The sequence below is a fragment of the Leyella lascolaii genome, assembly GCF_900079775.1.
In the GTDB taxonomy this organism is placed as follows: domain Bacteria; phylum Bacteroidota; class Bacteroidia; order Bacteroidales; family Bacteroidaceae; genus Prevotella; species Prevotella lascolaii.
In genome coordinates this window covers 563,314-578,989 of sequence record NZ_LT556050.1, presented here as the reverse complement: position 1 = coordinate 578,989, position 15,676 = coordinate 563,314, and the positions used below count along the sequence as shown (strand labels likewise).

General features: G+C 48.5%; 16 protein-coding genes. 6 read left to right on the top strand and 10 right to left on the bottom strand.

Annotated features, from left to right (window positions below; genetic code table 11):
• Positions 1 to 61 precede the first annotated feature (61 nt).
• From BN4609_RS14905 to BN4609_RS14895, 3 genes are all read right to left on the bottom strand, one after another.
• The gene (locus BN4609_RS14905; RefSeq protein WP_004310027.1) at positions 62 to 2,158 is read right to left on the bottom strand and encodes a type IA DNA topoisomerase; all 2,097 of its coding nucleotides are present in this window, start codon (positions 2,156 to 2,158) and stop codon (positions 62 to 64) included.
• Between the two features lie 97 nt (positions 2,159 to 2,255).
• Positions 2,256 to 2,519, bottom strand: a complete 264-nt coding sequence (locus BN4609_RS14900; protein WP_004310026.1) for a DUF4099 domain-containing protein — start codon at positions 2,517 to 2,519, stop codon at positions 2,256 to 2,258.
• Between the two features lie 48 nt (positions 2,520 to 2,567).
• Complete coding sequence (locus tag BN4609_RS14895) at positions 2,568 to 4,334, bottom strand: DUF3945 domain-containing protein (RefSeq protein ID WP_068857268.1); 1,767 nt, start codon at positions 4,332 to 4,334, stop codon at positions 2,568 to 2,570.
• 917 nt (positions 4,335 to 5,251) lie between these two features.
• Here BN4609_RS14895 and BN4609_RS14885 point away from each other — a divergent pair.
• Entirely contained in the window at positions 5,252 to 6,508 is a 1,257-nt protein-coding gene (locus BN4609_RS14885; protein WP_004310024.1) for an ATP-binding protein, read from the top strand.
• Between the two features lie 115 nt (positions 6,509 to 6,623).
• Here the strand turns inward: BN4609_RS14885 and BN4609_RS14880 are convergent, their stop codons facing one another.
• The 7 genes from BN4609_RS14880 to mobA form a co-directional block, all read right to left on the bottom strand.
• Entirely contained in the window at positions 6,624 to 6,917 is a 294-nt protein-coding gene (locus tag BN4609_RS14880; RefSeq protein ID WP_004310023.1) for a DUF4120 family protein, read from the bottom strand.
• A gap of 11 nt (positions 6,918 to 6,928) precedes the next feature.
• The gene (locus BN4609_RS14875; protein WP_004310022.1) at positions 6,929 to 7,426 is read right to left on the bottom strand and encodes a hypothetical protein; all 498 of its coding nucleotides are present in this window, start codon (positions 7,424 to 7,426) and stop codon (positions 6,929 to 6,931) included.
• A 4-nt stretch (positions 7,427 to 7,430) separates the two neighbouring features.
• A complete protein-coding gene (locus BN4609_RS14870) occupies positions 7,431 to 7,691 on the bottom strand; it encodes a DUF6926 domain-containing protein (protein WP_004310021.1) in 261 nt (86 codons plus the stop codon).
• 11 nt (positions 7,692 to 7,702) lie between these two features.
• Positions 7,703 to 7,966 carry a hypothetical protein gene (locus BN4609_RS14865; protein WP_008765489.1) on the bottom strand — a complete coding sequence of 88 codons (264 nt, stop codon included), beginning with the start codon at positions 7,964 to 7,966 and terminating at the stop codon, positions 7,703 to 7,705.
• Positions 7,967 to 8,182: 216 nt separating this feature from the next.
• Positions 8,183 to 10,210, bottom strand: a complete 2,028-nt coding sequence (gene mobC / locus BN4609_RS14860) for a conjugal transfer protein MobC (protein WP_008765488.1) — start codon at positions 10,208 to 10,210, stop codon at positions 8,183 to 8,185.
• 35 nt (positions 10,211 to 10,245) lie between these two features.
• The gene (gene mobB / locus BN4609_RS14855; protein WP_008765487.1) at positions 10,246 to 11,499 is read right to left on the bottom strand and encodes a conjugal transfer protein MobB; all 1,254 of its coding nucleotides are present in this window, start codon (positions 11,497 to 11,499) and stop codon (positions 10,246 to 10,248) included.
• A 1-nt stretch (position 11,500) separates the two neighbouring features.
• A complete protein-coding gene (gene mobA / locus BN4609_RS14850; protein ID WP_004310651.1) occupies positions 11,501 to 11,959 on the bottom strand; it encodes a conjugal transfer protein MobA in 459 nt (152 codons plus the stop codon).
• 609 nt (positions 11,960 to 12,568) lie between these two features.
• On the opposite strand from mobA, the gene BN4609_RS14845 reads away from it, so the two are divergent.
• The 5 genes from BN4609_RS14845 to BN4609_RS14825 all read left to right on the top strand — a co-directional run bounded on the left by BN4609_RS14845 (position 12,569) and on the right by BN4609_RS14825 (position 15,675).
• On the top strand, positions 12,569 to 13,321 hold the full coding sequence (locus tag BN4609_RS14845; RefSeq protein WP_004310649.1) for a ParA family protein: 753 nt from the start codon (positions 12,569 to 12,571) through the stop codon (positions 13,319 to 13,321).
• A gap of 7 nt (positions 13,322 to 13,328) precedes the next feature.
• The gene (locus BN4609_RS14840) at positions 13,329 to 13,748 is read left to right on the top strand and encodes a DUF3408 domain-containing protein (RefSeq protein WP_004310648.1); all 420 of its coding nucleotides are present in this window, start codon (positions 13,329 to 13,331) and stop codon (positions 13,746 to 13,748) included.
• Positions 13,749 to 13,750: 2 nt separating this feature from the next.
• Entirely contained in the window at positions 13,751 to 14,539 is a 789-nt protein-coding gene (locus tag BN4609_RS14835) for a DUF4122 family protein (protein ID WP_004310647.1), read from the top strand.
• Positions 14,540 to 14,551: 12 nt separating this feature from the next.
• A complete protein-coding gene (locus tag BN4609_RS14830) occupies positions 14,552 to 14,809 on the top strand; it encodes a hypothetical protein (RefSeq protein ID WP_005680464.1) in 258 nt (85 codons plus the stop codon).
• Between the two features lie 569 nt (positions 14,810 to 15,378).
• Positions 15,379 to 15,675: a DUF4134 domain-containing protein gene (locus tag BN4609_RS14825; protein ID WP_004310646.1), complete on the top strand. Its 297-nt coding sequence runs from the start codon at positions 15,379 to 15,381 to the stop codon at positions 15,673 to 15,675.
• The last annotated feature ends 1 nt before the right edge of the window (position 15,676 follow it).

Genomic DNA, 15,676 nt, shown 5'->3' with positions numbered 1-15,676 from the left:
GACCTTGCAGGTGGAAACGGGCGGTTCCGCTACCTTTGCCCGCAGAATTGGAATGGCGGGATCATTTGCCTTTTGCACCTTTGGGCTTGGGAAAAGAAAGTTTCAGGTTAAAACTGTCGTCAAAGGTGAGTGCCGCATCGAAAGAACATCCTTTCTTACCCTTGAAACCCTTGATAAGCCGGGTGGAGCCGGATGAGAAAAGCTGTTCAAGATGCCGGTCGGTCAGTTCCTTGTTCAGGAAACGGCGGAACACCAGCAGCCCGCATCCTTCACGGTCGCATTTCGCGACCTTGGACTTCACCACCACGTTGCCGGCCTTGCACTTGGGGCAGGTAAAGGCGTGTGATGACGGTTCCGGGAATTTGAGGCGCAATATCTCGCCGGTTACTTTTCCGGTGTATTCCCTGATGGAGAGCATGAAGCTGTCCGGATCGAGGGTACGTCCCTCTATCCGTGCCAGTGCCCTTTCCCATGTGCCGGTCAGCTCTGCGTCGGCCACCATCATGTCCTTCACCGATTCGTAGAGGTACAGCCCCTTTTCCGTCGGCAGGATACTCTTGCCGGAACGCTCGACATAGTCACGTTTGAACAGGGTCGTGATGATGGCGGCACGGGTGGCGGGTGTGCCGATACCCGAATCCTTGACAGTCTCACGTGCCTCTCCGTCCGTGATATCCTTTCCGCAGTTCTCCATGGCGGCAAGCAGCGTGGCTTCCGTGTAAAGCGGCCTGGGCAGGGTCTTCTTCTGCGACAGTCCGCGACCCGAGAGCGGAACCAGCCCGCCTTCGGCAAACAAGGCCGTTCCTCCGCCATCTTCCGGCTCGTCCTTTTCCCGGTCCTCCTTCCGGGCGAATACCGCCCGCCAGCCCGTGTTGACGATGAAGGCGGAGCGGGAGCGGAAATCCATGCCCCCGCACATACACTCCATGAGCAGCCGCTCCTTCTCGCAGGGCGGGGAGAAGGCTTCCAGCATCCTGCCGGCTATCAGGGTGTAGACGGCGGATTCCGCCTCGGACAACTCTTCGGGAGCGACACCCGTGATGATCAGGGCATGGTGGTCGGTCACTTTCGTGGTATCCACGCTCCGGGTGTTTAGAGCGGAAAAATCGAAAGTGCGTCCGTACTCCCTGAACAGAGGCATGGCAATGATTTTTTCCAGCAAGGCGGGTATATTCGCCATGATATCTTCGGGTATGTACCGGCTGCCCGTTCTCGGGTACGAGACCAGTTTCTTCTCGTACAGGGACTGGGCGATGGAAAGAGTCTTGTCCGCCGTAAGGTCGTGGTGGATGTTGCAGTCCTTCTGAAGGGAGGTCAGGTCATACAGAAGTGGGGCCTGCTGGAAAACCGTACCACGCTCCACTTTGGTGATTGTCACCGCCGAGCCGGGAATGATGCGTCCGTATGCCGTTTCCGCCGCTTTCTTGTCCCCGAAGTGCTCCGGATGGATGAACAGCCGGTGCGCCTCTCCCTGCTTCAGCGTGATATGAAGCTGCCAGTATGGTGTGGAGACGAAGTTGCGGTTCTCCTTGAAGCGCGCGCATATCATGGCGAGGGTCGGGGTCTGTACCCGTCCGATGGAGTTGTTCGCCGAACCGGAGACTGCCGCCAACGCGCGGCTGGCGTTCATGCCCACCAGCCAGTCCGCCTTCGCCCTGCTGTCCGCGGCCGCATAGAGGCTGTCGTATTCATATCCTTCCCTGAGGTCTGCCATCCCCTTTCGGATGGCCTCATCGGTAAGCGAGGAGAACCACAGGCGTTTGAAAGGCTTGGTACAGCCCAGGTGGGAATATATCCACCGGAAGATGAGTTCCCCCTCACGCCCGGCATCGGTCGCCACGATGATGCTGTCACATTCGGAGAACACCCCGTCGATGACCTTGAGCTGCCTGCCGGCGGCGATGTCCGTCACCATGCCCCTGTCCGTACGTATCTGTCGTTCCACAAGACGGAACGGTTCGGGAAGCATCGGAAGGTCTTCGGCGGTGGTTCTCGTGTAGCCGTATGTTCCCGGCAATGCCAGTGATACTAAATGTCCCAGCGCCCATGTCACCATGTAGCCGTTTCCTGTTATGTAGCCGTCCTTTTTCTCTGTAGCCCCGACCACACGGGCTATCTCCTGACCGACACTCGGTTTTTCTGCTATGATTGCTATCATGATTCGGATAAGAATTAAGCCGTTTCCCGCTTGCCGGCGTACGGAGGGACGGGAAACGGCGGTTATACATTCGGTTTACATAATTATAAAGGTGGAGTTACTCTCCCACGGACTTGATGCCGAGGATTTCGAGCAGCGGGTCACCGTCCTTGCGTACCAGCTGGAGTGTGGCGTCCATCACCACGTCCACACCGAGGAGCACGAGGCTGAGCGGCATCACTTTTGTTTTCTCTCCCCTGAGCAGCGTGTCAAGTTCTCCCGACATCTCCAGCTCGTCCTTCAGGATGCCGATGCCTGCCAACTCGTCCCAGTTCACGTCCTCCGCCTTGAAAGGCGTGTTGTTTTCCTTGTTCATTTCCATGTTCTGATTCTTTAGGATTTCACATTCGTTTTACTTTTACTTTGACCGTCAGGCTATGCTCGCGCCCCTGGATTGGCGGTTTTYCTCTCCCTGTCTTTGTGCGGCGGACACCACGTTGCGCTGCGCGGCGTCGCGTCTGCGGTCGGGGTTCTCGTTGTAGAAGTCCAGCCGTCCCTGGTTGAAGTTCGCCTTGACGTACTGCGAGATGGTCTTGCCGTCATACCCCTTGATGCCCTCGACCAGTACCGCCTTGCCGCTTTGGAGGTCGGCACGCTGCTTGCGGGTAAGCTCCACGTCCCATACCTTGGCCGGTATCTTGAACTCCTCGCGCTGGTCGAAACCGTCCGGTGTGCGCGAATAGCTCAGACGGCCCGTTTCGAGGTCCGCCTTGATGAATGAGGAGAATTCCTCGCCCCTGCGGTTCACCATGCCGTTAAGGAAGATGGGCCGCCCTTCACGCAGCTCTTTCTGCTCCTCGGGAGTGACCTTCACGCCGCCTATTTCATTCGGGATGTAGATTTCCCGTGCGCCTTCAGGGGAGTCGGGATTGTAGCGGGTGTAGGACGGGCGGCCTGTCGCTTCGTCGAGCTTCACGTAGGAGGAGAACAGTTCCCCGTCCTTGCGTTTCATGCCCTCCACGAAAATGGCCTTACCCCCGTTCAAATCATCGATCTGTTTCTTGGTCAGTTCCACGCCTCCCAGATACTGCCGGTTGAAGAGCTTGTCGTTCTCGAAGATGAACTCCACGCCCCTGCGCTCGGCATTGACCTGGATGTGGGCATCGAACGGATTGCCCGATCTGGCCGTCATTCCTTCGATGAATATTTTCTTTCCTTCACGCAGGTCGTTCTGTTCCTGTTCGGTCAGTTTCACCCCGCTGATTTCACGTGGTATGAAGACATTCTCGGCTTTCATCGCCACCACCTCGTTGGTCAGCTTGTCGATGCTGACGAAAGAGGGGACATACTCGCCGTTGCGGTTTTTCAGTTCCACGACACGCCCCATGTTGCCCGTCTCAAGCAGGTTCTTCTTGTCCTCGTCAGAGAAGATGTGTCCGAAGTAGGGACGGTCGAGGTCGGGTTTCTGCCGGATACCGTGGATGCCCAGTACGATGTCCCCAGCCCGGGACTGCTGGAACGAGAGCCTCGCGTCGGTACGTAATACGGCGGAGCCGAAGTTCATGCTGATGGGCACTACCTGGTTGGTCTTGTAGCCTCTGAGCATCTGGTCGAGCAGCCCCCGTTCCTGAAGTTCCTCACGGGAGAGCCCGAAGTTCTTTAGCTGTTCCCAGTTGATCATGGACTCGTTGTAGCGGTACTGGGGCTGTTGCTGCGTGCCTCCGCCTTGGTCGGCCTGCTGCTGTGTTTCATTTTCTTTTGCCATTTCTTCTTGATTTTGATGGTTGATACTTTGGTTTTCCTTGTCGCGGGGGACAATCTCGTACTGTTTGAGGAATTCTTCCACCGCGTCTGTCTTTTTTCCGGCGGCGAGGTCTTCGATGGCCTGCCTCACTTTCGGGTCGTCCAGTGCTTTCTCCTTGACGGAGAGGATGCCGAAGCGTGTCGGGTCCTTGAGCTGGCTCCAGAAATTCTTCAGGAAATTCTCGAACATACTGGCGTAGCGGTCGATTTTCAGAAAGGAGTTTGTATGCTCCTTGTCTGCCGGAACCGTCTTGTACCTGCCGTCCTTGTCAATTTGGGACACTGCCTGTAAAATCAGTTCCATCTTGTCGAGGATAAGGATGATGTCGCTCATCTGTTCGTTCTCGGCGACTTGCGGTTTAGGGGGATCGTCCCTTCCATTTTTCTTTGCCATAACTTTGTTTTTTTAGGGTTGATAACTATGATTGTCAGTGCAAATATATAGGATGATTTCTGATATATGATTGATTTACAATACGTTGTGCTATATGTTTCATCGTTTGTCATCCTGTTTCACCGCGGGAGGAAAAGCGGGAGGCGGAAAAACGGGAAAGTCAGAGGAAAAAGCAAGGAAAAGCACCGGATTAAAAAGGCGGAAAAGGGCGGGCACACACGAATGGCAAGCCCCAGGGCAAGAAAAAACGGCAGGAACGCCACGAAACCGACAAGGAGAAAACCGTATTATGCAGAGTTGCGAGCGAGCTGTCTTTAGTCCCCGCTTCCTTGTGCCGCTCTATAAGACAGGAAGAAGATTTTGTATGGGAGATGTGTTGACGGCGTAATCCATTGGGACATCAAGCACGGCAAAATACCGCCGTCAGATTGTTTTTTATCTTGTCCTATGCGTCGTAGGTCGCTTCGCTTGCTAAGTCCCGGCCGTCTCCACAACTCGGACGGCGATACCGGAACGTTTTTTCGGGTGAAAAATTACCGCAGGGAATTTTTTGCCCGAAAACCGGAGGCCTGAACGTGGAAGGTATCGTCCTCCGGGTTACCTTCTTGAAGGGACTTGACAAGCGAAGCGTGCTTATGATGGATTTTCATGGAGGAATATGGAAAAATGCACATTTAGTCTAAGAAAATTGCAATCATTTTGCGTAAGTAATCAGAAAATGATTACTCTTGCAGAACGATAATACATAAAAAATGTTTTTTGTTCGCTCATTTATGGTTGTTCATTTTTAATGAATGCGGGCAAATAATGAACAAGGATTCGCTTACACCCGCCCTCTATTGGAGAAAATTGGTATTTTTCCCATTTTTCTCCAATAGAATGGCTGCAATATTGATAATTTTCACTACTTTTGCAACATGATTATACCAAGGGATAAATATTTACAGGAGCTGAAAAGTGTGATGCACAACGGGATGATTAAGATCATTACCGGTGTACGCCGTTGTGGAAAATCGTATCTTCTATTTGAATTGTTCAAACAATCATTACTTGAAAACGGTGTGAATGAAGAGCACATTATTCAGGTTGATTTGGAAGACCGACGTAGTAAACACCTCAGAGAGCCGGACATATTATTGGATTACATCGATGGGCATATCACAGATAACGATATGTATTACATCCTATTGGATGAAATACAACTTGTTCCTGAGTTTGAAGATGTACTCAACAGCTATCTGAAAATTAAAAATGCGGACGTATACGTGACAGGAAGCAATAGCCGGATGTTGTCCAGTGATGTAAAAACTGAATTTCGTGGCCGAGGGTATGAAATCAGAGTCCATCCGCTGAGTTTTTCGGAATTTCTCAAGGCAGGACAGTACACAAATGAACTTTCTGCCCTACAGGATTATATGATTTATGGAGGAATGCCACAGGTCGTATCTTTTTCAAATAAAAAAGAAAAAGAAAATTATCTCAAATCCTTGTTCCAAGGAACTTATATACGCGATATAAAAGAGCGTTACAACATTAGGAACGATGATGATTTGAGTGAGCTTATAGATATTATCGCTTCCAATATAGGCTGCCTGACCAATCCGACAAACCTTGAAAATACATTCAAGTCCGTAAAAGGCCATAGTATTTCAGATACAACCATACAGAGTTATCTTGGAATGTTACAGGATGCTTTTATGTTGGAAAAAGCCATTCGATATGACATTAAAGGAAAGCATTACATCAACACGCCTTCAAAATACTATTTTGAAGATGTAGGACTACGTAATGCCCGTCTGAACTACCGTCAGATTGATGGTGGACATCTGATGGAAAATATCATATATAACGAGCTGCGCATCAGAGGGTATTCAGTTGATATAGGGCAAGTTGAGGTAAGAATAACAAATGATGATGGAAGGAAAATGCGAAAACTGCTGGAAGTGGATTTCATTTGCAACAGTGGGGACAAACGTGTGTACATACAGTCTGCACTTGATATGCCCACTCAAGAAAAAATCGACCAGGAAACCAATTCCCTTCGTCATATCAAAGATGGATTTCCTAAAATAGTCATTGTGGGAGGTTTGACCCCTTCTCATGTGAATGCGGATGGCATATCAATCATTAATGTAATAGATTTCCTTAAAGATACTGAAGGAAATCTATTATAAATCTAACATAATATATGGTATAATAATGCGTGAAAATGGTGCAAAAGTAATCGGATGTTGATTACCTCTGCACTTTTTTCGCGCAATCACGGATTAACTTGTGGAGTGGAATTTTTTACGTATGTATGCTCCATCCGTGGAACGGACCTCCAATCATCACGGCAAAGGACTCATCCGGTCTGCCGTGGTAGAGCAATCCACCTACGATACCGTTCCGCCCGTCCGGCGTCCTTTCCGCGAATCCGAATGAATACGGCGCAAAATCCCAATAGAACTCAATCTCATACCTGCCGTTGGAGTTTTTCTCCCATTGCTTGAGGCGTCCGATGCAATTCTGAAAGGTCGTGTCGCCAATGCTCTTGGCATATTCTGCCACCTTGTCGTAGTGTTCCTGACATCTGATTTTCATATCCGATCATTTTAAGTTGTTTGCAACAGTTCTTCGTATATCCCGAAACCGAGGCATCCGGCAACGGTAAAATCCTCCCCGCCTTTGTCCGCCAACGATTTCAAATCGTCCAAACTGTCGCAGTAAAAGAATATTTCGTCATCCTTCTCCGTATCGGAATCCATGGCCAAAGCAATCCTTGCCTCTTCCGTTTCCAGCGTGTCACGCCATCGGATGACGCAATCCGCGTAATGAGGATCGCGCCCTTGCCCGCTGTAGAATTTCAAATAATGGCATCCTATTTCCTGCCTGACCTCATCCGTTTTTTTCCATGAGCTGTCATCCACGATTTCAAACCCCATTCCTTCAACCAGCAGGCACGTGCCGTTGTCATATGCCATCATGGTACGTTTGCCGATATGTTTTTCGCGTAAATCCGCCCAATCCGGCAAGTCCCAACGTTCGACAGTCCAAATCCCGCGATAGTCTTCCGGGATGGCGTTGTATTCGCTCAACGTTATCTTTCTCATATTATTATTCTTTGGGTATTACAAAAGTGACCTTGTAGGTCTTACATGCTTTCCCGAAAGCGGGATTGGTGTCAAATTCCTTGTATGACTCCCAATCCACCGACATGGTGTAGCCGTTCGGAAAGTTTTCAGCGATGAACTTGGTTATCATTTTCTTGTCCTCATCAGACAGGAACAGTTCCTCCCGGGTGCCGTACTCCAATGCAAAAATCGCCCATTCGGGAATGTTGTCCCAAACGAGCGTCTTGCTGTTATTGCCATTCATAATCCTGCTGTTTATTGCTGTGATACCATAAGCTCTTTGATAATGTTGTCGAGCTCTGTTTCCCACTTGTCCGTTCCGTCAATCAGCGAGGGATAGGTAAGCTGTTTCCACTGCCGGTAATCGAAGAGTTTCATACGCAGCGGATAGTAGTCGAAAAGTTTCCGGCCTTCGGAAAATACTCTCAGGTGGTTTGTCCCGACTTCCATCAGCCTCAGACCATAACGTCCAATGATTTCGTGGAACCTTTTCATCGGGGTGAAGTTGCTTCTGCTCATACCTTTTTATTTTTGAGTTAAACATTTCACGGCTCGTGAGCCGGTATTTTATTTCTTGCCTGCCTCGCTGTCCCGTGCCGGATTGTGCAAGGCTTTCCGGAAAAATACCGCAAGCGGAGCGCGGAAGATTTTTGCGGAAACCCATAAGGGCTCGGCCTTGCTCAATCCTGACAGGCACGGGGCGACCTTTGCAGGCTGAAATAAAACAGCGGTATCCTATTCCTCCTTCCTGTCGCTGTCTTCTTTGGGTATCAGGTGCTGTAAATCAGGATCGGTCTTGATGCGTTGCATTTCATCTTCAATTATTTGCAGCACGTCCGCCTTGATACGTGAATAGTTACGCTCTATCTGCTGCTGCATGATGTCGTTGCCGTCCGCATCCTTGAACTCGTTGATGACGGGTATCTTCTTGTAGGCTTTCGTTTCCGCCGCTACTTTCTCGTTGTCAACTATGATACGGGCATGGAAAATCTTCTGGTCTATCTCTTCCCCGAAGTTGTCCGCCACACTGCCCACGAATGTGCCCTGCGAGAGGTTGGCTATCTTGGATGCCGGTATCAGCGAGTCCAGCTGCGTGTTGATGGAGGTGGATGTGTCCTGCCTGTTGATGGAGATGGACTGCCGTTGCTGGAGAATCTTGCCGAAACGTTCCGAAAGGCTTTTGGCCGTTTCCCCGACCACCTGCCCGGAGAAGATATTCCCGACTGTATTTTGGATCACTTTCGCCTCTTTTTCACCGTAGTCACGGGTCAGCTGGGAGAAGTCCTGGAAACCGAGACAGACAGCCACCTTGTTGCTTCGGGCGGTGGCTATCAGGTTATCGATACCACGGAAATAGATGGTCGGAAGCTCGTCTATGATGATGGAACTCTTGAGTTGCCCTTTCTTGTTTACCAGCTTTACAATGCGGCTGTTGTACAGTCCCAATGCCGCCGAATAGATGTTCTGTCTGTCCGGATTATTTCCCACGCAAAGGATTTTCGGGTGTTCGGGATTGTTCAGGTCCAATGTAAAATCATCGCCGGTCATTACCCAGTATAGCTGCGGTGAAATCATCCTTGAAAGCGGGATTTTTGCGCTCGCTATCTGGCCCTGTAACTGGTCCTGTGCGCCTCCTTGCCAGGCATCCATAAAGGGAGAGAGGTAGTTTTCGAGGGACGGGTATGAGGTCAGGATTGTAAATATATCTGCGTACGGTTTATTCAGAAACTCTATTGCGTGAGGGAAGGTACAGTATTTGCCATCCTTGTAAATCCGCAAATACCAGATAATGGCTGCGAGCAGGATAATCGGAGATTCCACAAAGAAGTCACCCTGTTTCTGAATCCAGGTCTTGTTCAGATTCAAGAGTATGGTGTAGGCCGATTCGTAAGCGTCGGATATGTCCGCCATGAATTTCGGGTTGATGGGATTACAGCGGTGGCTGCGTCTCGGGTCATCAAAATTTATCACGTAGAATTCCGGTCTGACCCTGTACTTGTCAATGTTTTTAAGCAGTTCGTTATAGGCAATGACCGAGAGGTCATCAAATTTGTAATCGTACAAATATAAAGCGAATCCCTTGGAAATCATCTGTTTGATGTAGTTGTTCACCACCGCGTAGGACTTCCCGCTGCCAGGCGTTCCAAGCACGATGGACGCACGAAAAACGTTTACAACGTTGATCCATCCGTCCCATTCCTTGCCCTGATACACGAACTTGGTCGGCAAATTTACAGAATACTCGTTTTCCATCAAGTGTGTCTCCTGCATGAAACTCTCGTTGGCGGTATTGAACACGTCCTCCATCAGGTTGTGTTTCAGCATACGGCTTATCCATACGCCCGACATCAAAAGAAGGATGTACCCGGCGGTCAGCGTTACCGTGTAAATGGCGGCGTCAACTGTCGGACTGAACGGCAGATCGAACATCCACCAGTTCATGAAGAACAATACAAGCCCCGAAAGGAAGGCGGTATATATTTTCCGCCAGGTCATCTTCTGGTTTTTCACGCCCTTCGTGCCCAAACATGACAGCGCAAGGAATATGACGGCGAACACTTTTGTCACCAGCAGGTTGCTGAAAAGCCCCGCCGTCCTCTGGAAATTCAGTAGTATCTTATCGACCACTCCGATATTGATACCCGCATCCACGAATGCCCGGTAACAGAACCAATAGACGTGGATGACAACAAACACGATGGATATGGCACGCATGAATTCCATGACCTTTGCCAGTCCTCTCAAATCATCTTCCTGTTGCATAACGATATAATTTTAATGGTGAATGAATATTGTTTTTAGGAGATGCCCCGTGAGCGGCGTTTCTTTTTCTTCTTGTGATACAGCCTGCGTGCAAGAGCCTCTTCCTGCGGGTCGGGACCGTTTGCTTCAAAGTCGAAGATCCCGAAAGCCTGTTCTATGGCACTTTCCATGTCGGAGGAGAATCCGCTTTGCAGACCGGTGTCCGGCATGGGCGCATCCAGATTCGGGATATTGCCCGGATTATTAAAGAGGCGCTCAAAGGCATTTGCCGAGAACTCCTTTCCGAGCCGCGAGCCGTTATAGACCTCCCTGTTCCTGTGGTCGATGAAGGTCGCGCCGTAAATGCGTCCTTCCCCGTTCTCCCGGAACACCACGTCTATTCCCCGGCCGTTCAAGAGGCGGATGAAATCCTCCCGGTTGCCACGGCATCCATGCATGGCGAGTGCAATATCGTTCCGTATTTTGGGCTGCCGTTTTTTGTTCTTGTATTCACGGGTATTGTAACCAATACGCTTTTCCAGTCCTTCATAACCGAAGCGTTTTCCGATAAGGGAGGACTTGATGGGCGTACATACCGGTTTGCCTGTATTGTCTGTCATGGTATAGACAATGCCGTTGTAAGGTGTCCCTTCAAATTCGCCCCTAACCTGTTTCGCCTCGATGTTGAAGCAGGACAGCAACGCGCTGTACTCTCCGAATGACTGGAAACGGTAAGTGGAGAACACGCTTTTAAGGATGTTGGAAACCTGTTGCTTTACATCGCCATTCTGATAGTCCGCTTTCTTCAGATATGGTTCCAGCAGTTCCCTGCGTTTGTCCTCCACCTGTTTCAGACCGAATTTTCTTTCCAGTTCCCGACAGGCCTTCATCGAGCGGTTCCATTCGTAGGCATCGTCAATCTTTTCCCCTTTCTCGTTCACGCAGGTGGAAACGATATGGATATGCCTGCGGCCGATGTCCTCGTGAATATATACAATGTAAGGCTGGTCGCCGTAGCCCATGCGTTGCATATACTCCCTTGCCAAATCCGCAAATTGGGAATCGGTGAGACGGTCATCCACCGAAGGATTGAGCGATATGTGTAGCACCGGCTTCTCCGTGTTCCTGTTGGCAAGCAGGTAATTTTCGAATGCCCAGAGCGTGTTCCTCATGACCTGTTCCGGATTGCCCGTGACATCGGCAATCATGCGGTTTCCCGAAATGATGCGTGCCGTTGACTCGTTCACTTTCTGCTGGTTGTAGATGACAGCCCCGTAGAGCGACGCGCCCCTGTTGATTTTTGCCACCATGTCATTCCTCCTCCCTCTGTTTTTTGATAAGGTAGGTTTCTTCAAACTCACGGGTTAGCATGATGATCCGCTTGCTCAGCACCACCAGATCTATGGTCACCTTTTCCAGATTGCGAAGCAGGGCGTATGCCCGTTTCTCCCCGAAATTGGTCTTGATTGCCTTTACCGCCTGGTTGTAGTTGTTGCCTACGGCCTGGAACTGATGGTAGAAATTGGTAAGACGGACGTAGTAGTCCATTGCTGCCTTGTCGATTCTGACCACCTTGATTTCCTTGTTCAGAAGTACCGATTTAATAAACCTCGCACGGTAAGCCATACCCGATTTCTGGAATGAGAGTTCAAATTGCGCGTTCTCCCGTGAATTGAATTTGATACCGTAGCGGTACACGGCAGGGTCGGATTTTGATTTCCGCCCTACACCTTTTCTTGCTTTTCTGTTCTTGTTTTCTTCCATACGCATTGAGTTTTTTCAGTTTCTGATCTTCCGTCATGGATTTCCGACTTTGGAGGAAATCCCTCCCGAGCCGTCAGGCGAGCGGCAAGTTGTTTTGGGTTGCCCGAAATATTTCGGGCTGCCGAAAACACAACTTGCTATTACCGCTTGGTAATGAATTTTCCTTCGTCAAATTGTGTTTTGACCTTCAGCCTCATTCTTCGGCTTCGGAAAGCCCTCGCAGCCGTATCCGTTCCGTTGTCGGTGCAAAGTTATGGCAGTTTATTCTGTTGTAAAATAGCAAGTTATATGTAACATGATGACATATGGTGACACAGGTCGTCACCTCCCTTGAAACATGGTGGAAGTATGGGAAAATACCATTTTATTTGCAGCGTGAACGGTAAAACAAACCAATAGTCAAGTAACTGTCCGTTGTATTGCCGGTTAGCGAAAGCACTTGTTGTAACAGGCGGGTAATGATTGGATGCTTGCTTTGTTAAGGCAGAGAACTATCGGTTGGTCGGTTTGCCGGTTGGTGAGCACAAAGCAACCGTATCACTAACAAACCATGTCACAAAGCAAACAACAGACAAGTAAAACAATAGTATAATAAACCATTAAAAAAGTTCAGTTATGAAGAAGAATCCGTTATTCGTTGCGGTCAGCAATCAAAAGGGTGGGGTCGGCAAAAGTACCATGTTGATAACGCTTGCCAGTCTCCTGAATTATTCGATGGGCAAGAATGTGGCCATCGTTGATTGTGACTCCACCCAGCGTAGCCTGTTCAATCTGAGGGAACGGGACATGGAGATGGTGGAGATAAACAAGAAGTACATGGTGTTGCTGGAGGAACAGAGACTCAGGGGATGTAGGATTTATCCTATCAGGCAGGCAAAACCGGAGAATGCACGCCAGGTGGCCGGAGAGTTGGCGGCAAAAGCAGATTTTGATATCGTTTTCATAGATCTGCCGGGATCTATGGACATATCCGGCGTTTTGCAGACCATTTTCAATGTGGATTATGTATTGACCCCCATTGCCGCTGACAATTTTGTCATGGACAGCAGTTTTGTCTTTGCCAAAAGCGTCATGAAGTGTGCGGAAAACCGGAATAACATTCCCTTAAAAGACGTGTTCCTGTTCTGGACCAAGGTCAAGAAAAGAAGCAACACCGAGGTGCTTGACAACTATATGGCACTGATGAAGAAACAGGGGTTGAAAATTCTGGATTCAATGATTCCCGATCTCTGCCGCTATGACAAGGAACTGTCATCCCGGACACGCACCTATTTCCGCTGTTCGCTCCTTCCACCGCCGGCAGGACAGCTTAAAGGCAGCGGATTGCAGGAACTGGCAAACGAACTGATTGTAAAATTTAACCTGTAATTGAGATATGGCAAAGAAAATTGTAAAAGTGAATGAAGAAAAAATCAGGGGGTATATGGTCGGTGACATTCCTGATGCCATCGAGAACGAGGATATCATAGTGGTTGAGGTTCCGGAAGAGGGAAACAATGAAAGGCAGGATACGGAAAAAGAAACTGCCCGGAAAAATTCCAAATCTTGCAATATGCCTAAAAGTGACAGTAACTTTCGTCAAAAGTATCTGGTGAATACCCCCATGCCCGGACGTATCCAGGTGTACCTGAACCGCAAGCTGTACGACGAGATAAAGAATTATCTCAATGTGATAGCTCCCGAAGTAAGTATTGCGAGCTATATCAGTAACATCATAGCCGAGCATATAGAACTCAACATCGAGGAAATCACCCGAATGTATAAAGACCGTTTTTCACCCCCTAAAATTCAATAGTCATGGAAACAACATTAATTTATTTTTCAGTAAAAGCCGTGTCGGCAACTTATATATTATATAAGGTATGGATGTTTATATTCAGTCCGAAAGTTTATAAATTCTGGAACAATCAGCTTCGTTATATGCGCATTGCACGTATCCGGTTATGGAAATCACGCAAAAAACGGATGGCGGAAAAAGCAAGGAAAGCCCGGTATAGGGCAAGACTGGACAAGGCTGAAGCATGGATCGCACAAGCGGAGAACGATATCCTTAAAGTCGGGCATGAAAAGAATACCGAAACGCAGCCGAATCCCCTGAACGAGTACAATGAAGTAATCGGCAAGACGAAGATAGTCTATCTTGAAGACCCGGAAGTGGCGAGAAAAACTCCCACACGTTCTGAGCCTATGAAAAAGGAACCCATAGAGGAGGATGAGGATATAAATCCGGATGACGTGATTGATGACTTTACTCCCCAAAAAGGACTGACAGAATCGGAAAAACGGGAACTTATGTCAAATGACGGGTGCGTTCCTGACCCGGATTTTTCAAGGGCATTGACTTTTGAGGAACTGGACAATGTCGCTGATGTGCTTATTTCGGGGACGGATGACAGAAAGAAAATCCGAAATGCTGCCGAAACCTTGTACCAACTTCAGGATACAGACCTGTTCAGGTTCTTTTCAACCGAATTGAGTACTCAAAGCCAATTGGAAAAACTGCTTAGGGAAAATATGCCAAATGGAAAAGAGACATCAAAACAGTCTTTGGAACAGATTGGAATTGATTGGAATAAATACATGTAAATATGGAATCGAATGAGAAAAACAAAAAAACAACAAGCAATGCCGAAGTCAGAAGCAGAATCTTTTGGCATAAAAAGAAATCCTGCAATTCGTGCCCCACGCATCTATCTATCTGAAGAAGAAGTCATCAGAATTATGCGGAAAGAAGCCGCTATCAAAAAGAAGATAGGAAATCTTATTGATAGTATGCTTTGTGATGATTCACAAATTTCAGCAATGGATAATATAAAAAATAAGACAGAGGCATTCGATATAGATGAATTCGTTTAATTGTTTCTTTTTGCTGTCATAGTTTCAGAAGGCATGTCGATGTGATATCGGTGTGCTTTCTCTATGTCAGATTCCTTTTCCGGTTCTGAGGTGTAGACAATGTATAAAACGTGTAAAATGAACAGAAGCGAAGTGTGAAAGCCGGCTTTCACACTTCGCTTTTCCATTCCAATACAGACAGCCGCTATTTCATCCTTTCATAAAGATTGAGACCGGTTTGCCGCTTTCAAACGCCTTGCTCACCGTGTAGTATGTTCCCCCTTTCGGCTAAAGATTCCCAATAGGCTATGACTGTATCCGCTTTACGCACCATGTATTCATTCCTGCGAAAGTAGCCGCGGAAACGGGGCTGCCTTTGCCGGAAGGAATGAAATTCCACTTTCTTCTTATCCCTGTTTTTCTGTTTAACATTGATGGAAAAGCCCTTTTTGAACAGCTCAAAATCTTTTTCCGATGTAACGTGATGTCATACGGTGTCACATATCGTATAGTCTGTAAATCAATAAATTAAGCATTATATATTCGCAGTCGAAATCATTTTTTGTTTCACCAATTAAAAGTTTCGACACATGAAAAAAAGATTCTTTTTGGCAGCCATGACGCTGCTGGTTTCAATGGGGGCATCCGCCCAGGGCAACGGTATCGGTGGAATTACGGAAGCTACCAATATGGTCACTTCGTATTTCGATCCCGGCACCAAGCTGATTTACGCCATCGGTGCCGTTATCGGCCTTATCGGAGGCGTGAAAGTCTATTCCAAGTTCTCGTCAGGCGACCCGGACACCTCAAAGACTGCCGCCAGCTGGTTCGGTGCGTGTATCTTCCTGATTGTCGCTGCCACCATCTTACGCTCATTCTTCCTGTAAT